This is a genomic window from Dankookia sp. GCM10030260 (assembly GCF_042666655.1).
Lineage (GTDB): Bacteria > Pseudomonadota > Alphaproteobacteria > Acetobacterales > Acetobacteraceae > Paracraurococcus.
The window spans coordinates 184189-207206 of sequence record NZ_JBHTDE010000007.1 but is presented as its reverse complement, the minus strand read 5'-3'; the positions used below and the strand labels follow the sequence as shown (position 1 = coordinate 207206).

Here is a 23018-nt window from a genome sequence, read left to right as displayed (position 1 = left end):
TACGTTAGTTTCCGGATTGACCGCAAGCGTCTTTGTGGCGGACTCTGCGACGTCCGGAAGAACGGCGGGGGACTGGCAATGGCCCGCATCACGGGCTCCAACGGCGCGCGCACCGCGGCCACGATCCGGCGCGTGGCGCTGCGGCTGATCTATCGTCAGGGTTTCGCGGCTATGAACCTGCGTGACCTGGCGGCGGAGGTCGGCATCCAGCCGAGTTCGCTCTACAACCACATCGCCAGCAAGCAGGCGCTGCTCGCCGATCTGATGCAGGACCACATGGAAGCGCTGCTGGCCGCGACGGACGAGGCCGTCGCGGCCGCCGGGCCGGCGCTGATGGACCGGCTGCGTGCGTTCATCGGCCACCATGTTCTCTACCACACCGAGAAGCGGCACGAGGTCTACATCGCCAACTTCGAGTTGCGCGCGCTGGACCCCGCCAACCATGCCCGGATCGTGGCGATGCGCGCGGGCTACGAGGTGCGGCTGATGGCACTGCTGCGCGAAGGCGTCGAGGCCGGCGAGTTGGCCGTTGCCGACATCCCCGTCACCGCCTTCGCCATGCTGGCGATGCTGACCGGCATCTGTACCTGGTACCGGCCGAGCGGACGGCTCGGCAAGACGGAGCTCGTCGCGCTGCACACCGAGCTGGCGCTGAACGGCATCCGCCGGCGCTAAGCCAGCGCCGCCAGGTCACCCTCCAGGTCGGCGCATTCGGTGAAGCCGATTTCGCGTCGAAGCCGCATGGTGTCGGCGACGATCCAGGCGGGCTCGGCCCGGTCCGGCAGCGCGCCCAGCCGCAGCAGGTCGGCGCGGCCGGCGATGCGGCCGATCGCCTCCACCACCGCGCGGATCGCCACCGGCTGGCCGGAAGCGACGTTCACCGGCCCCACCACGTCGCTGCCGGCCAGCGCCGCCAGAGCGCGGCCAAGAAACCCGGTGGAGGCGAAGTCGCGGATCGGCCGGCCGGACCCGGTTGCCGCCTCCCGTCCCGCCCGCAAGGCGCGCAGCACCGCCGGCACCAGCCGGTCCGGGTGCTCGCCCGGGCCAAAAAGATGGAACAGCCGCGCCCAGGCGACGGCGATGCCGCGCCGCTCACCCAGCGCCATCCAGCGCCGGCACAGCTCGGCCTTGGCCACGCCATAGGGCGTCGCCGGCGCGATGCGGCGGGTCTCCGGCCAGGGTGCCGCGTCCTCCCCCGCCCAGTCGTATTCGGCGCAGCTGCCGAGCCCCACCAGCCGCCGCCCGGCGAAGGCGTCGGCCAGCGCGGTCGAGGCCTCGACCCAGGCGGCATTCTCCGGCGCGGTCCAGAACTTCCCGTGCGTCACATCCCAGGCGGCGTGCACCAGCACCGCTGGCCGCACGTCGCGCAACAGCGCGCGCATCGCGCCTTCGTCCAGCAGATCCGCCGCATGCCAGGTCGCCGCCCCCTCGCCCGGCCGCCGCGCCACCGCATGCAGCTCGAAGCCCCACGCCGCCAGCGGCGCCAGCATCGCCCGGCCGACGAAGCCGCTGGCGCCCGTCAGCAGAAGGCGTTCAGGCATGGTCGGGCCAGTTCGCGTCGCGGTCGGAGATCACCGCCGGCGCCGCCGGCCAGGCGATGCCGAAGGCCGGGTCATCCCAGCGCGCCCCGCGCCCCGCGCCGGCGACGTAGGGCGCGTCGATCATGTATTCCAGCCAGGCGTCGTCTGTCAGCGTCAGGAAGCCATGCGCGCAGCCGGCAGGGATCAGCAGGGCGTTGTGCTGCCCGGCCCACAGCTCGACGCCCACCCAATGCAGGTAGGCGGGAGAATCCGTCCGCAGATCCACCGCCACGTCGAAGACCCCACCGCGCAGGCAGCGCACCAGCTTGCGCTCCTCGGCCGGCGCCGCCTGCCAATGCATCCCGCGCAGCGTGTGCCGGACGCGGTTCTCCGAGATGCTGGTCTGGTGCGGCTTGAAGTCGAGCCCGGCGGCGGCGAATTCCTCGGCGCACCAGGTGCGCAGGAAACGGCCGCGGATATCGCCGAACGGCGCGGTCAGCACCTCGATCAACCCCGGCACCTTGGTCTCGTGGAACCTCATCCCGGCGCGTCCCGCAGGGCCGGCGCGTCCCGCAGGGTCAGCCGCGGCACCGCCACGGCCAGCCTGCCGCCGAAGCCGGCGGCGCGAAGCTGGCCGGCGACCTCGGCCTCGATGTTCCAGGGCAGGATGAGGACGTCGTCCGGCCGCAGGGCCAGCATCGCCTCGGGCGAGACCACGGGGATGTGGCTGCCCGGCAGCAGCCGGCCCTGCTTGGCGCTGCTGCGGTCGGCGACCGCGACGATCTCGGCCGCGGTCACCCCGGCGGCGTTGAGCAGCGTATTGCCCTTGGCCGCGGCGCCATAGGCGCAGATCCGGCGGCCTTCGGCGGCGGCTTCGTCCAGCCAGGCGCGCAGCCCGTCGAGCACGGCACGCACGCGCGCGCCGAAGCCGCTGTAGAAGGCATCGCCGGCCACGCCGCGCGCGGCTTCCTCCGCCCGCAGCGCCCGCAGGGTCGCGGAGGGCGCGCGATCCGCCGCGGCGGAGAGGACGCGCAGCGAGCCACCATGCGTCGCCAGCCGCTCCACCTCGAAGACCCGCAAGCCCTGCCGCGCCAGGGCCGCCTCCATCGAAAGCAGCGACCAATAGGCGTAGTGCTCGTGGTAGATGGTGTCGAACTGCACGCCATCGACCAGTGCGACCAGATGCGGCGCTTCGATCGAGACCACGCCCGCCGTCCCTGCCAGCAGCGCCAGACCGCCGATGAAATCGTCGAGGTCGGGGACATGCGCGAGGACGTTGTTGGCAACGACGAGGTCGGCCGGCTTGCCGCCGCGCGCCCCCACGATGTCGCGCGCCGCGTCGCGGCCGAAGAAGCGGGCCTCGGTCGGCACCCCGGCGGCGCGGGCGAGCTCGGCGACATTGGCCGCCGGCTCGATGCCCAGGCAGGGGATACCGGCGGCGACGAAATTGCGCAGCAGGTAGCCGTCGTTGCTGGCCACCTCGACCACGAAGCTGTCGGCGCCTAGCCCCAGCCGCTGCGTCATCGCCGCGCAGAACCGCGCCGCGTGGTCGAGCCAGGTCGAGGACATCGAGGAAAAGTAGGCGTAGTCGGTGAAGATGCCCCGCTCGTCCACCACGGTGTCGAGCTGGACCAGCCGGCAGTCGTCGCACACCACGGCGCGAAGCGGGAAGGCCGGCTCCGGGTCTGCGGCCCGTTCGGGCGGGACATAGGCATTGGCGACCGGCTGGCGGCCGAGATCGCAGAAGGTCAGGCCCAGCCGGCCGCCGCAAGCGCGGCAGGCATTGACGGGGCGGGCGCCGCTCATGCCGGCACCAGCCGGTCGATGGTCGCCAGGGCCAGGGCCTGGACATCCTCGCCCCGCCGCCAGGCGGCATACCAGCGCGACGTCTCGGCGATCGCCTCCGGCGTCGAGAGCAGCGGGCGCCAGCCCAGCACCTCACCCGCCAGGCTGGAATCGAGGCCCAGACGCGGTGCCTCCGCCATGACCGGGCCATTATCCTGTCGCCAGTCCACCGGCGCGCCCCAGCTGGCGATCAGGTCGCGCACCCGGATCTCGCCATCCGCCGGGCCGAAATTGAACGCCGGCGCCAGCGTGCCGGTCGCCAGCCGTTCGGCCAGCAAAAGGTAGCCGCGCAGCACGTCCAGCACATGCTGGAAGGGCCGCGTCGCATCCGGACGGCGCAACAGCAGCGGCGCCCCCGCCATGGCGGCGCGGACCAGGTCGGGGATCAGCCGCTGCGCGCCGAAATCGCCGCCGCCGATGACGTTGCCGGCCCGCGCCGTGGCGACGGGCGGCAGCGCGGTGGCGAAGGAGGCGCGCCACGACGCGACCGCGATCTCCGCCGCCGCCTTCGACGCGCTGTAGGGATCGGCGCCGCCCAGCGCATCGCCCTCGCGGAAGGCCCGGCCGGCGCCGTCGTTGCGGTAGACCTTGTCGGAGGTGACCATCACCGCGGCTAGCACGCCGGGCAGGCCGCGCAGCGCCTCCAGCAGATGGATCGTGCCGTCGACATTGGCGGCGAAGGTCGCCGCCGGCGCGGCATAGCCGCGGCCGACGAAGGCCTGCGCCGCGAGGTGCAGCACCACCTCGGGCCGCACCGTGCGCAGCCGCGCCGCCAGGGCCTCGCCGTCGCGGATATCGGCATGGTGGTCGGCCGTCAGCAGCGGCCGGACCCTCAGCAGGTCGAAGGCATTCGGCCCCGGCTCCGCCGGCAGCGCGATGCCGGTCACCTGCGCGCCCAGCCGGTGCAGCAGCAGCGCCAGCCAGGCGCCCTTGAAGCCGGTATGGCCGGTGACCAGCACCCGCCGGCCGGACCAGAAGCCGCGCGACGGGTTCACCACCGCCTCCAGGGCGCCTGGCCGCTCGCCCAGAGCCGCTCCAGCAGGTCGCGGTCGCGCAGCGTGTCCATCGCCTGCCAGAAGCCCTTGTGGTCATAGGCCATCAGCTCGCCGTCGCGGGCGAGCGATTGCAGCGGCTCAGCCTCCCAGGTCGTCGCATCGCCGGCTATGCGCCGCAGCACCTTGGGCGACAGCACGAAGAAGCCGCCGTTGATGGTGCCGCCGTCGCCGGCCGGCTTCTCGATGAAGGCATTCACCGCGGCGCCCTCGCGCGCCAGGGCGCCGAAGCGGCCGGGCGGCGTCACCGCGGTGACGGTCGCCTGCCGGCCATGCGCCCGGTGGAAGGCGATCAGCCCGCCGATATCGACGTCGCTCACCCCATCGCCATAGGTCATGCAGAATTCCGGCTCGTCCACCACATAGGGCGCGATCCGCTTCAGCCGGCCGCCGGTCATGCTGTCCTCCCCGGTATCGACCAGGGCGATGCGCCAGGGCTCGGCCGAGGGCCGCAGCACCTCCACCGTGCCCGATGCAAGGTCGATCGACAGGTCCGAGGCATGCAGCCGGTAGTTCAGGAAATACTCCTTGATCTGCCAGCCCTTGTAGCCGAGGCAGACGACGAAGTCGGTCACCCCATGCGCGGCATAGATCTTCATGATGTGCCAGAGGATCGGCCAGCCGCCGATCTCCACCATCGGCTTGGGCCGGACCGAGGTCTCCTCCGAGAGCCGCGTGCCGCGGCCGCCGGCCAGGATGACCGCCTTCATGCGCGCGCCACCTCCTCGGCCTTGGCGTAGAAGGCACGGACGAAGCGATCGGGCTGGCCCAGCGGGTGGCGGCGGATCATGTCGCGCAGCCCATGCCGCAGCAGGCGCCGCCGGCTGCGGTCGGCGGCCAGCGCCGCCGCCGTCCCGACGTAGTCCTCGACCGTGAACACCGCCAGGTCGCCGAGGCCGGCATTGGTCAGGTTGGAATAGCTCAGCCGCTCGGGGAAGCCGGGCCCGACCAGGGAGACGCAGGGCACGCCCATCCACAGCGTCTCGCAGGTCGTGGTGCCGCCCACATGCGGCAGGCTGTCGAGCGCGATGTCGATCGAATTGTAGTGCGGCATGTGCACGCCGCGCACCCCGACATAGTCGATCCGGTCGGGATCGACGTCGCGCGCGGCGAAGCCGGCGCGCACATTGGCGACGAAGGCCGGCGTCCGCGCCTCCGGCCGGACGAACAGGAAGCGTGAATCCGGCACCGCCCGCAGCACCGCGGCCCAGGCATCCAGGCAGGCGCGGGTGAATTTGTAGGGGTTGTTCATGGTGCCGAACGTCACCACGCCGCGGCGCTCCTCCGGCAGGTCCGGCTCGATCGGCACGTCGCGGAAACCCAGCGGGCCCATCGCCACCCAGCTTTCCGCCAGTTCGAAGGGCCGTTCGATCAACAGCCGCGGGTCGGACGGCATGACGTAGGGATCGACCAGGATGGTGTCGATCGCCTCCAGCCCGGCCGAATGCGGGTAACCGAGCCAGCTCGCGCCGATCCGCGCCGGGCGATGGGCCATCACGTCCAGCTTGTTCATCGCCGTGGTGCCGCCCAGCTCGAACAGCATGTCGAGCCCATCCTCGGCGATCCCGGCGGCGACCTCGGCCGAGGGCCTGCGCGGCCACCAGCGGAAGCCGGTGACCTGCCGCTCGATATGCGCCTGCACATTGTCTCGCTCGCGCTCGTAGAACGAATAGCAGAAGACCTCGACCCGGTCGCGGTCGTACTGCTCCAGCAGCGGCATGGCGAAATAGGTCACCGGATGGTCGCGCAGGTCGCTCGACATGAAGCCGATGCGCAGCTTGCGCCCGGTCGCCAGGGCCGGCGACGCCGGCATGATCGAGGACGCCGGCGACGCCGGCATGATCGAGGACGCCGGCGCCGCCGACATGATCGAGGACGCCGGCGCCGCCGACATGATCGAAGACGCCGGCGCCGCCGGCAAGCGCAGCGGGGTGACCGCCCGCGCCTCGCGCCGGCCCCAGGCGCGGTGCCACTCGACGATGTCCAGCCGGTCCTGCATGCTCCGGACATTGCCGAGCTCGTAGTGCAGGCCGGCAATCTCGCCATCGGCGATCCAGCGCGGCGCAAGGTCCGCCAGCCGGCCCGAGGCATCCAGCCGGTCATGGTCCAGGCAGCGCAGGAAGGCAGTGCGCAGCGGCTTGGCATGGGCCTGGACGCTGCCGGGGTGGGTCTGCAGCAGCCGGCAGGACAGCTCATAGGCTTCCTGCAGGTGCTGCGCCTCGTCGCCATAGCGGCTGCGCGTCAGGTTCTCGATCAACCGGGTCGCCAGGATGACGGAGCCGGGATTGGCGGCGAGCCCCTGGCGGAGCGCCATGTTGGCCGCTTCCAGATCGGCCTCGCCATGCAGCCGCGCCAGCAGGATGCTGCCCTCCGCATCGCCCGGTAGCGCGGCCAGGGCCTTCTCGACCAGTGCCTGCGCCGCCTCCCGCCGGCCGAGCCGGAAGGCCAGGCGGGCCTCCAGGATATCGAGCTGCGGATCGCCGTCGCGCAACCGGCGGCCGCGTTCGATCACGCCGAAGGCGCGGTCATCCTCGCCGAGATCGGCCAGGGTGCCGACCAGGTCGGTGAGCAGGTCCAGCCGCGGCTGGCCGAGCGACAGCGCCCGCTCGAAGGCCGCGACCGCCGCCTTCTGGTCGCCGCCCATGCGCAGGGCGCGGCCCAGCAGCCGGAGCAGATCGGCATTGCGTGGCTCGATCTTCAGCCCGGCCTGGTAGGCCGCCGCGGCCTCCTTGAAGCGGCCCAGCTGGTCATGCAGGTTGCCGAGGTTCTGGCAGGCCGACACGGCCCGGGGATCGAGCTTCCGCGCCGCCTCGAAGGCCGCCTGGGCCTCCGGCAGCCGGCCGGCGCGCTTCTGCATGACGCCGAGCAGGTTGGTCAGCACGAAATCCTTGGGCCGCCTGGCCTGTGCCGCGACCGCCACTGCCAGGGCCTCCTCCGCCCGGCCGGCGCCGCTCAGGGCCATGGCATGCGGCACGGCGAGGGCGAAAGCCGAGGCGCCGGCGGCGGTCGCCCGGGCGAAGGCCTCCGCCGCCTCGGCCAGCCGACCGCTTCCGGCACAGAGCAAACCAAGTTGGTGCCAGTCGCCGGCTGCCCCTGGCGCACCGGGCGGCGCCAAAGCCAGGCGCCGGCGCAACTCGGCCTCGGACGGCCCGGGCGCCGCGGGGGCAGGACGGCCGGGCGCGAGTCTTTGTGGCGGTCTCATCGAAGGATCTCACGGCGCGACGGGCGCGGGGACGAAGGTGCCGGTCCGACGGGTTCTCCGGCGCAGGGCCAGGAGGGTCTGGACCAGCGAGGTTGCCGGAGGTTTACGCGGTTCCCTGCGCGGGTGCATTCAACCGATGAACCAATAGGCTAAAATTTCCCGGATTCAAATCGCCCAGATCGTCGTGCCACACGAAATGCCGACCCCTCGGCCTCAGCCGCGCAGTCGCAGCGCCAGCAGTGGGTCGTCCGAGGTGATCGCGTCCAGCCCGAGCGACAGGCCATGGCGGATCGCCGGGGCATCGTTCGCTCCCCAGGCGCCGATGCCGAAGCCGGCGGCGCGGAACCCGGCGACCGCCGCCGCATCCAACTCCCCGATCGCCAGTCCGATCTCCGTTGCGCCGCTGCTGCGCGCCAGGGCGACGGCGCCGGCCGGGCCCATGCCGCGCCAGGGCCTGGCTTCCAGCAGCAGCACCGTCCGCAACAGGCCGCCGGCCGCGGCGAGTTCGGAGACCGTCAGCGGCTGGAAGCTCATCGCCACGCAGCGGCCGCGCATCCCGGCCGCTTCCAGCGCCGCGAGGCAGGCCGGGACGATGCCGGGATAGGGGCGGCCCGCGGCATCCGCCTTGACCTCCAGCCGCAGGATGCGGCCGGCGTCGCGGGTCATTGCGGCCGCCTCGGCCAAGGTGGGCGGCGGCTCCCCGCCGGTGCCGCGCACCCGGACTTGGCGCAGCGCAGCCAGGCTCAGGGCGCGGACCGGGCCGGTCGCGTCGGTGGTGCGGTCGAGCGTCGCATCGTGCATCACCACGACGGCGCCATCGGCCGAGAGGTGGACATCGAGCTCGAGCTGCTCGGCCGGTAAGGCAAGCGCCTGGCGGAATGCCAGGGTACTGTTCTCAGGCCAGAGGAAGGCGCCGCCGCGATGGCTGGCGATGTCGGGTCGGGGCATGCGGCGGAGCCTAGCAGGGCAGAGCCACCCCGCCACCGCCTGCGGTTAGCCCTGCAGCAGCCAGACCGAGAAAAGCCGCTGCGGGTCGCTCCACATCGCCGTGGCCCGCCAGCCGGCGGCGGCGGCCAGCGCGCCCAGCGCCTCGGGCCGGTATTTATGGCTGCTCTCGGTATGGATGGTCTCGCCCTCGGCGAAGCGGAAGACCCGCCCGGCCAAGTGCACCACCTGCGGCCGCAGCGCGGCCAAGTGCATCTCCACCCGCTCCAGCGCCGGGTTCCAGATGGCGCGGTGGGCGAAGCCGGCGACGTCGAAATCCGCCCCCGCCTCGCGGTTCAGCCGGTGGAGCAGGTTGAGGTCGAAGGCCGCGGTGACGCCGGCGGCGTCGTCATAGGCCGCCTCCAGCACTGGAACCGCCTTCACCAGGTCGGCACCCAGCAGCATGCGCGACCCGGCGCCGAGCGTCGCACGCGCCCGGCGCAGGAAGGCAGCCGCCTCGGCCGGTTCGAAATTGCCGATGGTCGAGCCGGGGAAGAAGCCCAGCCGGGGCGCTGCGCCGATCCGCTTCGGCAGGGCGAAGCCCTGGGTGAAGTCGGCCACCACCGGCAGCACCGGCAGGCCGGGCCGCGCCGAGGCGACGCGGGATGCCGCGGCCTCCAGCCATTCCGGGGCGATGTCGACCGGGACATAGGCGGCCGGGGATTGCAGCCCGGCGAGCAGCAATTCCCCCTTGGCGCCGTCGCCGGGGCCGAATTCCACCACCGCCGCGCCGGGGCCGATGGCGGCGGCGATGGCCGTGGCCTGCTCGGTCAGGATCTTGGTCTCGGTCCGCGTCGGGTAGTATTCGGGCAGCCGGGTGATGGCCTCGAACAGCCGGGCACCCTCGGCGTCGTACAGCCACTTGCAGGGCAAGGTCTTGCGGGGGGCGGACAGGCCGGCCAGCGCATCGGCGACCAGCGCGGCGCGCTGCGCCTCGGCCGCGTCGCGGGCGAGCGCGCCGCTCACGCCGCATCCTCCGCCAGCCGCAGGCCGCTGAACTGCCAGCGCGCCCCGGGGGGGAAGAAATTGCGGTAGCTCGGGCGGGTATGGCCGGGCGGGGTGGCGAGCGAGCCGCCGCGCAGGATCATCTGGTTGATCATGAACTTGCCGTTGTACTCGCCGACCGCGCCCTCCCAGGGGCGGAAGCCGGGATAGGGGAGATAGGCGCTGGCGGTCCACTGCCAGCCGACCCCGGCGGCATCGTGGAAGCCGGGCAGCGCCGCGGCCACCTCCCACTCCGCCTCGGTCGGCAACCGCTTGCCGGACCAGCGGGCGAAGGCCTCGGCCTCGTACCAGGAGACATGGCGGACCGGCGCGGCGGGATCGACCGGACGCAGCCCGGCGGGCGTGTACTGCGCCCAGTCGCCGTCGCGGCGCTGCCAGTACATCGGCGCCTCCCAGCCCTCCGCGGCGCAGGCGGCCCAGCCGTCGCTCATCCAGAGGGTCGGCGTGCGGTAGGCGGCATCGGCCATGAAGCCGAGCCAATCGGCATTGGTCACCAGCCGGTCGGCGATGCGGCAGGCGGGGATCCAGGTGTTGTGGCGCGGCGACTCGTTGTCGAAGCCAAAGCCGGTGCCGGCATGGCCGATCCGGGCGACACCCTCCGGCAGGTCCAGCCAGGCCGCCGCGCCGGTCGCGGCGCGCGGCTCCCGCCAATCCGCGTCGTAGGCCGGCAGCAGCGGGTTCTGCGACAAGGCGTGCAGGATGTCGGTCAGCAGCAATTCCTGGTGCTGCTCCTCGTGCTGCAGGCCGAGCTCGATCAGGACCAGCGCCTCCGGCGGCGGGTCGCGCAGCAACGCCGCCATGCCGGCATCGACATGCGCACGATAGGCCGTCACCTCATCAGCCGAGGGCCGGGTCAGCATGCCGCGCCGCGGCCGGGCATGCCGCGGGCCTGCGGCCTCGTAGTAGGAATTGAACAGGAAGCCGAAGCGCTCATCGAACCGGCGATAGCCGGAAAGATGCGGGATCAGCAGGAAGGTCTCGAAGAACCAGGTGGTATGCGCCCGATGCCACTTGGCCGGGCTGGCGTCGGGCATCGACTGGATGCACTGGTCCTCGGCCGAAAGCGGCGCCGCCAGCGCCTCGGTCCGCTCGCGGACGGCGGCGAAGCGCAGCTCGACCGGAATGGGGCTGCCCGCCGGGCCGCGGGTCTGGATCAGGTTCATGCGCGCTCCTGGTTTTTCCGGCCGCAGGTGGTGGACCCTGGAGGCCGGGCGCCTGGCGGGGTGCAAAAGCCGCCGGACGCTCTTGGTTCCGGTCCCGCCGTCGTGGCTTCGTCTCCTGAGGGTGGAACGTTACCGCGCGCTGTCCAGAAGGGCGCAGATGAAATCGTTCAGGCGATGCTGAGTCCGGGCAGCGGCAGGGCCAGCCGGCCCTGCCAGTGGCAATGCCGGGCCAGAGCCGCCCGCACCGCCGCCGCCGGGGTGCCGTCCAGCACCAGCAGCAGGTCGGGCGGCGCCTGGTCGAGCGCGGCCGGCGGCAGGATGGGCAGTTGGCTGCCCGGCAATTCCAGCCCGCTTTGCCCGACCTCCGGGTGCACGGTGAAGCCAAGCAGGCCGGGCCCGAGCCCCACCGCCGCGGCCAGGGTGGCTGCCGCCGTCCCGGCACCAAAGCCGGCCACGCGGCGCCCGTCCCGCCGGGCGCCGACCAGCAGGTCGAGCACCGCGAGCTTCGCCTCCGCCACCGCGACCGCGGCCCGCTGGTAGGCGGCGGGGCCTTCCAGCCCGGCCTCCCGCTCGGCCTCCCGCCGCGCCAGCACGGTCTCGGCGACCGGCTTGGTGCCGTCTTCCTCATGCCGCACCAGCAGGCGCAGCCAGGGGCCGGGGCCGGGGACGGCTTCGAGTTCGAAGGGCACGAGGCCGTGCTGCCAGAACAGCATCTCGGCCACCAGCAGGGAGGGCAGCGCCGGCACCGCATGGCTCAGCAGGTCGAAGCGGTTGCCGGCCAGCCGCGCCAGCAGGTCAGGCATGTCGAAGACCGCGACGCCGCCGGGCGCGAGCAGTGCCCGCACCCCGGCCAGGGCATCCGCCAGGCCAGAGGCAGTGGCCAGCAACGGGCCGGCCAGCAGCAGCACCGGGGGCGGCAAGGCCTCGCGCAGCCGCAGGGCGCTGAAGGCACCGGTGGGGACGGCCCGGGCAGGGATGTCGCGGTCGCGGAATGGCGCCAGCACCGCGGCATCGAAGGCGGCGACCGGGGTGCCGGGGCCGAGCCGCAGCCGCGCGGCGATGACGCCGGCAAAGCCATCGGCCGGACGCGGCGCCGGGTCCCGCGCCGTGATGCCGGCGCCGGCCACCTGCACCAGCCGGCAATCGCCGCAGACCAAGGCGCGGAGCGGCGCGCAGGCGATGGCCCGAACGCCGCCGCCGGCCCGCACGGGGTCGACGGAAAGCGGCACCAGGCCAAGATCGGCGACCTCCTCGGTCAGCGTCGCGCCGCAGGCCCGGCAGGCCAATCCCTGCCCAGGCTGGAACGGGTCCAAGCCGGCTGCCTCCCGATCGATGTCCCGCTGCAGTGAAGTCCCGGGGACCGGGCGGCGTTGCATCACAGCGGCGTCGCTGTGCCGCACCAGTCGCGCCAGGCATGTCGCAACGCAGCGGCGAGCGAGCGGCCGAAGCGCGGCGCATCGCAGAGCGGCGAGGCCGCGACCCGCGCGCGCAACCCGGTGCGCAGCGCGGCGAGCCGCGGCAAGTCGCGGGCGCGCGCGATCGCCAGGGTGACATAGTCCGCCTCGGACGCCGCGACCCAGTCGGCCAGGCCGATATTGGCCAGGTGGCTCAGCGCATGTCGGGCGCAGAAGCTGTCCCCGGCCAGGGCCACCACCGGCACGCCCATCCAGAGCGCCTCGCAGACCGTCAGCCCACCGGCATAGGGGAAGGGGTCGAGTGCGATGTCGATCCCGCCATAGGCTGCGAGCAGCGCCTGGTGCGGCACCCCGCCCTGCAGCACCACGCGGTCCGCCGGCAGGCCATGGTCCGGCAGGCGCGCGCGGAGCCGGTCGCGCGTCGCCGCCTCGCCCAGCGCATGGGTGCGGAGGACGAGGCGGGAGTGCGGCACCGCGGCGATGATGCGGCCCCAGGCGCGCAGCACCGCCGGCGTCACCTTGGCCAGGTTGTTGAAGCAGCCGAAGCTGACCTGGCCGCTGGCGAGCGCCGGCAGCGGCGCGACCGGCGGCGCGCCCGGCGGCGGCGCGTAGCAGACATAGCCGTCCGGCAGCCGCAGCAGGCGCTCGGCATAGTGGCGGTCGAAGCCGGCCGGCGTCTCCCAATGGTCGGTCAGCATCCAGTCGAGCCCGTCGAGACCCATGCTGCCGGTCTGCATCCCGACCCATTTGACCTGCACCGGCGCCGGCTTGCGCTGCAGCAGCCCGGGCCGGCCACCATCGCCGTAGCCGCCGAGGTCGAGCAGGATGTCGATGCCGTCCGCCGCCATCATCGCGGCGAGCGCCGCATCGTCCAGGTGCCCGGCGTCGCGCCAGGCCGCACAGCGGGCGCGGAAACGCCCGGCCATCGCGTCGCCGCGCGGCTTGAGGCTGTAGGCGACAAGCTCGAACTCCGCCTCCGGCAGGGCCTCCAGCCCCGCCAGCGTCAGCCAGCCGACCGGATGCTGGCCGAGCCCGCCCGAGAGCAGGCCGACCCGCAGCCGCCGGTCCGGGTCGCGCGGCCGGGCCGGCGGCGGCGCAGCGGGGCCAAGCCTGGCGGCGACGGCGCGACCGGCCGCCAGCAGCGCCGCGGCATGGCCCCGCTCCGGGTGGTAGGGCAGCACCGCCATGCGGTTCATCAGCGCCTGGGTGCCGCCGGCGGGATGCGCCACCGCCGCCTCGGCCGCCACAAGCGCCGCCTGCTGCTCGCCGAGCGCATTCAGCGCCAGGGCCTGGTTCATCAGCAGGATCGGCTGCGGGCCGAAGGCGCGGATCGCCTCCTCCAGCAATTCGAGCATCGCCGAGACCCGGTGCGACTTCCACAGCACCGTCGCCAGGCGGTTGCGCAGGTCGAGGTCGCCGGGGCAGGCGGCGACGGCGGCGCGCAGCAGTGGCTCGGCCTCCTGCCCCCGCCCGGCATCGGCCAAGGCGAGGCCCAGCGCCGCCTGGATCTCCGCCGCATCGGGCGCCAGCATGGCGGCGACGCGCAATTCGGCCAGCGCCGCGGCGTTGCGCCCGGCCGCGCCGTGCAGCTCGGCCGCGGCCACCGCCAGCCCGGCGGCGGAGGGATCGACCGCGGCCCGGGTGGCGACATCGAGCAGCGCCGCCTCCGGCCCATCGCGCCGCAGCAGCGCCCGGGCCAGCAGCCGCGCCGCCCCGGCATGCGCCGGGCGCTGCGCCAGGACCGCGCCGGCGCTCTCGATCGCCGCCGCAAGGTCGTCCCGCCGCAGCGCCAGGCGGGCCGCGGCGACCTCCAATTCCGGCTCGGCCGGGTCGAGCCGCCGGGCGCAGGCGATGCGGGCGGCGGCGGACTCGATCCGGCCCGATTCCTCTTCGATCGAGGCCAGCGCCGCCAGCGCCGGGACATGCCGCGGGTCGCGCGCCAGGGCGGCGTGGAAGCAGGCCTCGGCCCGCGTCGCGTCGCCGCGCAGGCCGGCGATGGTGCCAAGGCGGAAGGGCGGCTCGGCATGGCCGGGCAGGGCGTCCGCCGCCGCCTCCAGCGCCGGCACCGCCTCGGCCAGTCGGCCGAGCTGCATCAAGGCGAGGCCGAGATTGAGCGGGGCGAGCCCACCCCCCTCCCCGGCCGCTGCGGCTTCCTCGAGCAACGGCACCGCCGCCGCCGGCGCGCCGCCGGCCAAGGCGGCGAGGCCGGCAGGCCACAGGCTGCCGTCAGTGGGCGGCCGCATGCGCCGCCACCAGCAGGCCGGGAACGGTCGCCCCGCCATCGCGGCGAAGCGCCTCGTCCCGGCATTCGAGCGCCTGCAGGCCGGCCCCGGCGAGGCAGGCGGCGAGGTAGTCCGGCGCATGGGCGTAGCGGCCCGATGCCCCCAGCCGCCAGCCCGTCCCCGGCGCGCCGCGTTCCAGGCTGAAGACCAGCAGCCCGCCGGGCGCCAGGCGCTGCCGGCAGAGCGAGAACGTCTCCCGCAGGTCGCCGAGGTAGCAGAAGACATCCGCGGCGGTGATCAGCGCATAGGCCTCACCGGCCTCCCGCAGCACCGCCGCCAGATCGGCCTGGCGCAGCACGGCGTAGATTCCCTTGGCCGCGGCTTGGTCCAGCATCCGGCGCGAGAGGTCGATGCCGGTCATCGGCCCATGCAGCAGATCCGACAGCGCGACGCCGGCGAGGCCGGTGCCGCAGCCGAGATCGAGCACCGGGCCGAGCGGCGCCTGCCCCGCCGCGACGGCGGGCAGCAGCCGTTCCACCGCGCGGCGGATCAGCCCGGGGACGCGGTAGCCGAGGCCGAGCAGCGACGCCTCGAAATGCGGCGCGTAGCCATCGAAGAGGGCCGCGACATAGCCTTCCGGCGCACGGTCCTGCGCGGCACCGCCCGATGCGGCGGCCAGATGCGCGAGATAGGCGCTATCGGGTGCGAGCCGGGCCGCGGCGGCGAAATGCGGCCCGGCCTCGGCCAGCCGGTCCTGGCTGACCAGGGCATGCGCCAGCACGCTGTGCAGCGCGCCCTCGACCAGGCCGCGGGCGATTGCCGCGCGGGCCAGCCGCTCGGCCTCCGGCGCGTCATCCGCCAGCAGCGCCGCCTGGGCACGGAGCGCCGCGATCCCCGGGGTCCAGGGCGCCTGCTGCTCGCAATGCGCCAGCATCTCGGCCGCCGCTTCGTGCCGCCCGGCCCGCATGAAGGCCTGGCCGAGCCGCGCCTGCAGCAGCGGGTTGCCGGGATCGGCACGCCAGGCCTCGCCGAGGAACCAGATGGCCTCGTCGTGCCGGCCTTCCTCAAGCAAGGCGGCGGCCAGCAGAAGCCGGCCAGCGGTATCGCCGGGGGCGGCCATGACCGCGGCGGCGGCATCCTCGGCGGCGGCGGCGTGATGGCCGCGGGCAAGGCGGATGCGGGCGCGCAGGCGGCGCAGCGGCGCATCCTCGGTCGCTTCGGCCAGGGCAAGGTCGGCGGCCGCCTCCGCCTCCGGCAGGCGATGGAGCTGCAGCATGGCCTCGGCCCGCAGCGGGGCCTGCGCCGCGCCGAGCCGGTCGAGCATCGGCAGCGCTTCCTCCGCCCGGCCGTCGCGCAGCAGGGCGCGCGCCTGGGCGGCGAGGCGGTCGGCGAGCAGCGGGGTCACCGCCAGAGCCCGCCGGCGAACAGCTCGTTCATCTCGGCGACGAAGCCGAGATCGGGCGCGGGCCGGTCGCATTCGCGCAGCACCGCCAGGGCAACGCCGGCGATCTGCGCGCGCAACGGCGGCGGCAGGGCATTGGTCGGGTCCATCACGGACGCATGCACCGCATCCCAGAGCCGGCGGTTGTCGGCGACGGCGCGGGCCCGGGCGAGCGGCTCGGCCTGCTCGGCGGCGCGGATGGCGCGGGTCGCGCGGGCGAAGACCTCGGCTTCCATCTGCTTGGCGGTCAGGCGGCGGCGATAGGCCGCGGCACCGGCGGCGGAGGCGGGCTGCGGCATGGCCTCGGCCGCGGAAATCTGTTCGGACATGCGCAGCAATCCTTGCTGGGTCGCCGTCGGGCAGCTGGCTCGGCGCACCGCGCCGCGGCGGGACTGGCCTGTCGCTCGGGTGCTGGCGCGACGGGATCATGGAAGGCGTCGGCCGGCGTCCTGCCGGCGAGAGATCGGGCCCCGCGCGGTGCGAGGCGGGCGACGCGATGGGCGTGAGGGGTTAGCGGAACAGGCTCAGCAGGGTCTGCGGCGCTTGGTTGGCGATCGACAGCGCCTGGGTGCCGAGCTGCTGGCGGATCTGCAGCGACTGCAGCTTGGCGGATTCCTTGGCGAGGTCGGCATCGACCAGCGCGCCGAGGCCGCCTTCCTGGGCGTCCATCTTGGCCTTGTTGTAGGTGATCTGGCTGTCGATGTAGTTCGAGTAGGAGCCGAAATTGTTGAGCTGGGTGAGCGTGTTGCTGATCGCGGTGGTGAGCGCGCCGCCGCTGGTCAGCGCTGCCGCGGCGGAGCCCGCGGTCCAGGCATTCGCCGCCGAGACGCCGTTGAAGACGTTGGTCAGCGCCGAGTAGCCGTTGAAGCTGTAGGTCACGCCTGCGCCGTTGCGCACCACGGTGTTCGCCAGCGTGCTGACGCTCTCGTCCAGGATGTTCTTGCCGTTGTAGCCGGCGTCCTGGATGAAGGACTGGATGTTGTTGGTCAGCTCCTTGGCCTGGGCCTGGTACTGCGACTGCTGGTCGGCCGTGATGGTCTGGTCGGCCAGCTTGACGACGATGGTCTTCAGCTTCTTCAGCGTCTCGCCGACATTGGTGAGGCTGGCATTGGTGACGTCGAGCAGACCCTTGACGCCGCCAAGCTGTTCGTTGGCCGAGGCGGTGGCGGCGATCTCGCCGCGCACCCGTTCGGCCACCGCATAGGCGGCGCCGTCATCCTTGGCGTCGGCGACGCGGAAGCCGGTCGAGATCCGCTTCTGGGTCGAGGTCAGCTCGTCCGACGTCCTGTTCAGCGACTGCAGCGCCACCATGGCGCCGGCATTGGTGTTCACCGAGTTCAACGGCATGCGGGTTTTCCCTCCGGTTGCCGGGCCCCGGGTCGTCCGGGACCACGGCGACACAATCCCGCGGCGCGGGTGAAGGGCGGGTTAACGCCGGCGATCTAATTTCCGCCGGTCGTCAGCCTGGCGGCAGGTGCCCGGCGAAGGGCTCAGGCGATCAGGATATGGCTGTCGGGCAGCGCGGTGACGCCGGGCAGGATGACCTCCCCGCCATCGAGGTTCCAGGCGATGCCGAGCCCGGGCGTGGCGCTGGTCTGCCAGGTGATCAGGCTGGCGCGGTCGATGCCGCTGAAGGTCAGGGTATCCACCGCCGCGTCGAAGCCTTCGATCACCGCACGGCCGGAGCCGGGCTGGACCACCCAATTCTCCACTGCCGCGGTCGCGGCGAAGCTGCCACCCGCAGCCCCGACCGCGGTGCTGCCGCCAGCCGTCACCGACGCGGCGGCCACTGCGGCGGTGGCGCCGATGGCCAGGCCATGCGCGTCCACCCAAATCGGCAGGCTGGCATTGTCGTAGACCGCATGGCCCTGGCCCGTGCCGTCCCGCGCCTCCAGCCGGCCATTGCCCCAGCCGTAGAACAGCTTGCCGCCGGCGGGGATCAGCCCGTTGAAGGAGACGAACATGGTGTCCGGCACGCCGATGGCCAGCGCCGCGGCGCCGCCGTCGATCGCCTTGCCGTCCGGACCGAAGATGGTCCAGCCGACGCCCTGCGCCGCGGTGGGGTCGAGTGGCGCCAGGCTGCTGGCGGCATCGAACTGCACCTTGAGCATCAGCTGATTCGGCGCGGACACGCTGGCGGCGATCACCTGTGGGCCAAGGTTGTCGATATTGCCGCCAGCCAGCGCCACCGGGGAGCCGGGCTTGGCATAGGCCGCCCATTCCTCCGCCAGCGAGGCGGCGATGCGGATCGAGGCGACCCGTTGATCCTCGAAGGACATGTGGGAGCCACCCAGGATCGCCGGGTTGTCCCAGTTCATGTTGACGTCCTGAATGCGGGCGGCGATGCCGGCGTTGAAGGCCGGGTCGGCGGCCAGTTCCTCCATGCCCGTGCGGATGGCCTGATGGCCGGTGCCGGTCCCCCAGTTGAACGGGAGCGCGCTGACGAACAGGTAGGGTACCGTCGCGGCAGACTGGCCGAGGGCGGCACGCACCAGTGCGGCGTCGTAGCGCACCGCGCTTTCCCAGTAGGCCGGGGTCAGGTTGCCCTGGATGCTGTCGTATTCGCTGTGCAGCCAGACCACGGCGGTGGGCTGCGCCTTCTGCGCCGCCGGGATGCTGGCCACGTAGTTCAGCAGTCCCTGTTCCAGTTCCCCCACCTGCCAACCGCCCGTGGGCGCCGGGTTCACCCATTGGGTCAGGAAGGAGGTACCGCTGTAGACCGTGTTCCCGGTTGCGGAATCATGCGCGAATTCCAAGGTGACCGTGTCGTTGACCCCGTCGAAGCCCAGCAGGGACTCCACGCGGTTTGCCATGGCCTCGCCGTTGAATAGGCCGAGCAAGAAGGCATTCGACTGGCCGCGCAGCAGGACGTTCAGATTCACCGGGGACCTCAGGATTGGGAACAGGCGGAAAAGCCGACCTGTGGCCGCAATGCTGAGGTATCCTAAGGATCACGCCCAGACGCGAGCGTGTGATCTCCTGCTCGTTGCTTAAATCTGGAATTATTCGCGCATTTGGCTGTGATCAACGGCTGCATCAGAAGCCCTGCAGCGACAACACCAGTTCCGCCAGGACCCAGAAGACCAGCAGGCCGACGATGCCGACGAGGCTCGCCTCCTGCACCGGGCCGAGGCCGCGGATCCAGCGCCCGGTGGCCCGCGCATGCCGGCGGGCGGCAAGCCGCGCCTCGGCCGTGATGGAACCGGCCCGGGCGGGGCGCGGCGGGATGGCGAAGCCGGCATCGGCGAAGGCATGGGTCTGCATGACGAATATAGGAACAAAGAGAGAACTTAAGCGCAAGAGAAAAAGTTCACCCTCTGTTCACTCGATGCTGCCTGTGCCCCGGGAGGAACGCAAGCCGGACAGCTGGCCCTATCCCTCGGTCGGCAGCTTGATGCTGGTCAGCGCCTGGTAAGCGCGGATGACGAAGGCGTCGTCCTTGCCGCCATGCCCCTGGGCGCGGGCCGAGACGAAAAGCTGGTGCGCCATGGCCGCCAGCGGCGCCGGGAAGGCCACGTCCCGCGCCATGTCGCCGACCAGGCCAAGATCCTTGACGAAGATGTCCACCGCCGAGCGCGGCGTCTCGTCGCCGTCCAGCACATGCGGCATGCGGTTCTCGAACATCCAGGAGTTGCCGGCGGCGCCTGTCACCACCTCGAACAGGGTGCGCGGCTCGATGCCGGCCTTGATGCCGAGCGCCATGGCCTCGGCCGCCACGGCGATATGCACGCCGGCGAGGAGCTGGTGCACCACCTTCATGGTGGCGCCCATCCCCGACGCCTCGCCCAGGTACCAGACCTTCTTGGCGACCACGTCGAGCACCGGCCTGGCCTTGGCCATCGCCGCGGCGGAGCCCGAGGCCATCACCGTGAGCGCCCCGGCCCGGGCGCCGACCGCGCCGCCGGAGACCGGCGCGTCGACGTACAGGAAGCCCGCGGCTTCGGCCTGCGCCGCCAGCGCCCGTGCATCGGTCGGCGCCATGGTGGCGGAGACGATGATCGCGGCTCCCGGCGCCAGGCGCGGCGCGGCGCCCTCGGGCCCGAACAGCGCCGCTTCCGCCTGGGCGCGGTTGACCACGAGGACCACCACCGCCTCCGTCCCCGCCGGCAGGTCGGCGGCGCGCGCCACGGCGATGCCGCCGGCGGCGGCGAACTCGGCCCGCGCGCTCTCACGCGGGTCGCACCCCGCCGCTTCCAGCCCTGGTGCCTGCACCAGGTTGAGCGCCGCGCCCATGCCCATGCTGCCGAGCCCGATCACCGCGACGCGCATCCTCGCCTCCCCTGTCTGCCGGGGCAACCTCCGGCGGGGGGGCGGGGACGTCAAGCCGGCCGGCCGGGCCGGCGATTTCGAGCATCCGCCGGCTTCTTCCCGGCCGCGCATGCGGTAGTCTGGCGCGACGAGGGGAAGGAACGGACATGAACCTGCACAGGATGCTCCGGGCGCGCGCCGCTTCCGGCAAGCCGGTCACGGTCGGGCTGATCGGGGCGGGCAAATTCGGCTCGATGTTCCTCGCCGCCTCGCAGCGCACGGTGGGGATGCAGATCGCCGGCATCGCCGACCTGGCCCTGCCGCGCGCCCGGGCGGCGCTGGCCCGCATCGGCTGGCCCGAGGCGAAATATGCGGCACCCGATATCGACACGGCGCTGCGCAGCGGCGCGACGACGCTGACCGAGGACGCGATGGCGCTGATCGCCGATCCGCGCATCGAGGTCATCATCGAATGCACCGGCCACCCGGCCGCCGGCATCCGCCACGCGCTCGCCGCCATCGCGCATGGCAAGCATATCGTCATGGTGAACGTGGAGGCCGATGTCCTGGCCGGCCCGCTGCTGGCGGAGAAGGCGCGGGCGGCGGGCACCGTCTATTCCATGGCCTACGGCGACCAGCCGGCGCTGGTCTGCGAGATCGTCGATACCCTCCGCGCCGAGGGGTTCGATGTCGTCGCCGCCGGCAAGGGGACAAAATACCTGCCGGCCTACCATGCCAGCACGCCGGCCACGGTCTGGGGGCATTACGGGCTGAGTGAGGAGCAGGCGAAGCTCGGCGGGATGAACCCGCAGATGTTCAACTCCTTCCTCGACGGCACCAAGTCCGGCATCGAGATGGCGGCGATCGCCAATGCGACCGGGCTGCAGCCACCGGAGGACGGGCTCGCCTTCCCGCCCTGCGGCACGCACGACCTGCCGCAGGTCTTTGCCGGATCGACCGGGCGGGTGGAGGTGATCTCCTCGCTCGAACGCGACGGGCGGCAGGTGCAGGGCGACCTGCGCTGGGGCGTCTATGCGGTGTTCGAGGGCGAGACGGACTACATCCGCCGCTGCTTCTCCGAATACGGCGTGGCGACCGACCCGAGCGGGCGCTACGCGGCGCTGTGGCGGCCCTACCACTTCATCGGCCTGGAACTCGGCATCTCGGTGGCCAGCGCGGCACTGCGGCGGGAGCCGACCGGGTCGTCCGAGGCCTGGCGCGGCGACGTCGCCTCGACCGCCAAGCGCGACCTGGCCGCCGGCGAGGTGCTGGACGGCGAGGGCGGCGCCATGGTCTGGGGCAAATGCATCCCGGCGGAACGGTCCCTGGCGGTCGGCGCGTTGCCGATCGGCTTGGCGCATGGCGTGCCGCTGAAGCGCGCGGTGAAGGCAGGCGGGATCGTCACCTATGCCGATGTGGCACTGGACGAGACATCCGAGGCGGTGCGGATTCGGCGAGCGATGGAACAGGCGGCGCGGCCGGCCAAGGCGGCGGAATAGCAAAGGCGGCTTTGCCCCCTCCGCACGCCCCCACCAGGGCGCGGCGCGCCCTGGACCCGGCAGGGGTCAGGGGCGGAAGGCCTGGAACAGCGTGGCGGCGGAGGCCAGGCGATCGGGGTGGCGGGCCATGTCCCACAATTCCGTCCAACGGGCGCCGAAGCCGGGCTCGACGCAGCGGCGGAACTTCTCGCGCAGCGCGGCTTCAGGGTGCGGGCGGTCGGGGTCGCCGGGAGTGCCGATGACCTCGCACCGGCGGGTCGTGCCATCGGCGAGGCGCAGCGCCACGCGGCAGACGCGTTCGGCGGGCTGGCGGGCGGTCAGCGCCATGTTCTCGCGCACCGCCACCTTCGCGGCCAGGGCGCGGGTCGCGGGGTCGGCGATGGCGGCCGGCGAGAAGGCCTCGATCCAGGCGCCGCCCGAGACGATGCGCGTCGCCACGGTGAAGGGGATGGAGAAGCGGCCGGCGATCGGCGCCACGGCCGCGCGTTCCGACAGCAGCGAGGCGGAGGCGAAGGTCTCGACTTCGATGGCCGCGACCGCATCCGGCGCGACCGGCGCTTCGGCCAAGAGCCGCTCGATTGCCTCCAGCGCGCCCTGGGTCTCGCGGCAACAGGCATGCAGCTTGAGGAAGCTCTCCAGGATGAACCAGCGGCTGGCGGATGCCGCATAGGCGGCCTGGTCCCAGGCCTCGCCGATCACTTGGCCGAAGATCACGGGGATGCCGCCCGGCTCGCCGGTGATGCCGGCCTCCGCCAGGTCCACCGCCAGCAGTCCGTTCTGCGCCGCGGCGCCGGCATAGACGTTGCGGACGGAGCCGCCGCGGAGCGAGGCGGTGGCACTGGTGGCAAGGCCGAGGCTGGCGGCGAGGTCGAGGGCGCCCTGGGTCCGGGCGGCATCCTGGCCGCGCAGGCTGGCGACCGCGGCGGCGGCGCCGACCACGCCCCAGGTGCCGTGCGGATGCGCCGCGGCGCGGAGCCGCATGGCATGGCCGACGCGGGACCCCGCCTCGTAGCCGGCGATGCAGGCCGTCAGCAGCGCTTCGCCGGTGCAGCCGCGCGTGGCGGCCTCGGCCAGGGCCGGGGCGATGGCGTGGATCGCCGGGTGGCCGCCGGCGGGGTAGTTGCCCTCGTCCAGTTCGGCGGCGGTGCCGGCCAGCCCGGTGAGGAAGGCGGCCATGGGCGGTGGCGCGGCCGCGGCGGCGCCCAGCAGCGGCACGCCGCCGGTCGCCTGGCGCGCCACCATGGCGGCGACTTCGGCCTCGCGGTGTCCGGCGACGATGGCACCGATGGTATCGGCGAGGATGAGACCCGCATGGTCGCGGACGTGCGGAGGAATCGGCTTCATGGCCATGAGGCTCGCGGCTGGAACCCGCGCATGCAAGACTCGGAACGATAGAAGGGGGTTCGGGGGGATACTTCCCCC

At 73.0% G+C, this 23018-nt stretch carries 20 protein-coding genes; 2 read left to right on the top strand and 18 right to left on the bottom strand.

Annotated features, from left to right (window positions below; translation table 11 throughout):
* The first annotated feature begins 78 nt into the window (after positions 1-78).
* Complete coding sequence (locus tag ACFQS7_RS21365; RefSeq protein ID WP_380069161.1) at positions 79-675, top strand: TetR/AcrR family transcriptional regulator; 597 nt, start codon at positions 79-81, stop codon at positions 673-675.
* On the opposite strand, the gene ACFQS7_RS21360 is transcribed toward ACFQS7_RS21365, so the two are convergent.
* From ACFQS7_RS21360 to ltnD, 17 genes are all read right to left on the bottom strand, one after another.
* The gene (locus tag ACFQS7_RS21360; RefSeq protein WP_380069160.1) at positions 672-1541 is read right to left on the bottom strand and encodes an NAD-dependent epimerase/dehydratase family protein; all 870 of its coding nucleotides are present in this window, start codon (positions 1539-1541) and stop codon (positions 672-674) included. The two genes, ACFQS7_RS21365 and ACFQS7_RS21360, sit on opposite strands and share 4 nt — an antisense overlap.
* Positions 1534-2061, bottom strand: coding sequence for a dTDP-4-dehydrorhamnose 3,5-epimerase family protein (locus ACFQS7_RS21355; protein WP_380069159.1), 528 nt, complete (start codon positions 2059-2061; stop codon positions 1534-1536). The genes ACFQS7_RS21360 and ACFQS7_RS21355 overlap by 8 nt, the downstream gene beginning before the upstream one ends.
* Positions 2058-3326: a methyltransferase domain-containing protein gene (locus ACFQS7_RS21350; protein WP_380069158.1), complete on the bottom strand. Its 1269-nt coding sequence runs from the start codon at positions 3324-3326 to the stop codon at positions 2058-2060. The genes ACFQS7_RS21355 and ACFQS7_RS21350 overlap by 4 nt, the downstream gene beginning before the upstream one ends.
* Entirely contained in the window at positions 3323-4360 is a 1038-nt protein-coding gene (rfbG, locus tag ACFQS7_RS21345; RefSeq protein WP_380069157.1) for a CDP-glucose 4,6-dehydratase, read from the bottom strand. The genes ACFQS7_RS21350 and rfbG overlap by 4 nt, the downstream gene beginning before the upstream one ends.
* Positions 4357-5127 (bottom strand): glucose-1-phosphate cytidylyltransferase, encoded by a 771-nt coding sequence (rfbF, locus tag ACFQS7_RS21340; RefSeq protein ID WP_380069156.1) that lies wholly within the window; start codon positions 5125-5127, stop codon positions 4357-4359. The genes rfbG and rfbF overlap by 4 nt, the downstream gene beginning before the upstream one ends.
* Positions 5124-7481: a tetratricopeptide repeat protein gene (locus ACFQS7_RS21335; protein WP_380069155.1), complete on the bottom strand. Its 2358-nt coding sequence runs from the start codon at positions 7479-7481 to the stop codon at positions 5124-5126. Before ACFQS7_RS21335 ends, rfbF begins: the two co-directional genes overlap by 4 nt.
* A 351-nt stretch (positions 7482-7832) precedes the next feature.
* Positions 7833-8567 (bottom strand): glycerophosphodiester phosphodiesterase, encoded by a 735-nt coding sequence (locus tag ACFQS7_RS21330; protein ID WP_380069154.1) that lies wholly within the window; start codon positions 8565-8567, stop codon positions 7833-7835.
* Between the two features lie 45 nt (positions 8568-8612).
* Positions 8613-9569, bottom strand: coding sequence for an L-histidine N(alpha)-methyltransferase (gene egtD, locus ACFQS7_RS21325; protein WP_380069153.1), 957 nt, complete (start codon positions 9567-9569; stop codon positions 8613-8615).
* Positions 9566-10771 (bottom strand): ergothioneine biosynthesis protein EgtB, encoded by a 1206-nt coding sequence (gene egtB / locus ACFQS7_RS21320; protein ID WP_380069152.1) that lies wholly within the window; start codon positions 10769-10771, stop codon positions 9566-9568. Before egtB ends, egtD begins: the two co-directional genes overlap by 4 nt.
* 167 nt (positions 10772-10938) lie before the next feature.
* Positions 10939-12084: a hypothetical protein gene (locus ACFQS7_RS21315; protein WP_380069151.1), complete on the bottom strand. Its 1146-nt coding sequence runs from the start codon at positions 12082-12084 to the stop codon at positions 10939-10941.
* Positions 12085-12146: 62 nt separating this feature from the next.
* Positions 12147-14429 carry a tetratricopeptide repeat protein gene (locus ACFQS7_RS21310; protein WP_380069150.1) on the bottom strand — a complete coding sequence of 761 codons (2283 nt, stop codon included), beginning with the start codon at positions 14427-14429 and terminating at the stop codon, positions 12147-12149.
* A complete protein-coding gene (locus tag ACFQS7_RS21305; protein ID WP_380069149.1) occupies positions 14413-15813 on the bottom strand; it encodes a tetratricopeptide repeat protein in 1401 nt (466 codons plus the stop codon). Before ACFQS7_RS21305 ends, ACFQS7_RS21310 begins: the two co-directional genes overlap by 17 nt.
* Positions 15810-16178: a flagellar biosynthesis regulator FlaF gene (locus ACFQS7_RS21300; protein WP_380069148.1), complete on the bottom strand. Its 369-nt coding sequence runs from the start codon at positions 16176-16178 to the stop codon at positions 15810-15812. Before ACFQS7_RS21300 ends, ACFQS7_RS21305 begins: the two co-directional genes overlap by 4 nt.
* Positions 16179-16359: 181 nt before the next feature.
* Entirely contained in the window at positions 16360-17196 is an 837-nt protein-coding gene (locus tag ACFQS7_RS21295; protein WP_380069147.1) for a flagellin, read from the bottom strand.
* A 143-nt stretch (positions 17197-17339) separates the two neighbouring features.
* Positions 17340-18731, bottom strand: a complete 1392-nt coding sequence (locus ACFQS7_RS21290; RefSeq protein ID WP_380069146.1) for a hypothetical protein — start codon at positions 18729-18731, stop codon at positions 17340-17342.
* Between the two features lie 154 nt (positions 18732-18885).
* A complete protein-coding gene (locus tag ACFQS7_RS21285) occupies positions 18886-19113 on the bottom strand; it encodes a hypothetical protein (protein WP_380069145.1) in 228 nt (75 codons plus the stop codon).
* Between the two features lie 108 nt (positions 19114-19221).
* Positions 19222-20118 (bottom strand): L-threonate dehydrogenase, encoded by an 897-nt coding sequence (gene ltnD / locus ACFQS7_RS21280; RefSeq protein ID WP_380069144.1) that lies wholly within the window; start codon positions 20116-20118, stop codon positions 19222-19224.
* Positions 20119-20264: 146 nt separating this feature from the next.
* On the opposite strand from ltnD, the gene ACFQS7_RS21275 reads away from it, so the two are divergent.
* Entirely contained in the window at positions 20265-21596 is a 1332-nt protein-coding gene (locus tag ACFQS7_RS21275; RefSeq protein WP_380069143.1) for an NAD(P)H-dependent oxidoreductase, read from the top strand.
* A gap of 66 nt (positions 21597-21662) precedes the next feature.
* Here ACFQS7_RS21275 and ACFQS7_RS21270 read toward each other — a convergent pair whose 3' ends face one another.
* Complete coding sequence (locus ACFQS7_RS21270; RefSeq protein WP_380069142.1) at positions 21663-22940, bottom strand: MmgE/PrpD family protein; 1278 nt, start codon at positions 22938-22940, stop codon at positions 21663-21665.
* Positions 22941-23018: the final 78 nt, after the last annotated feature.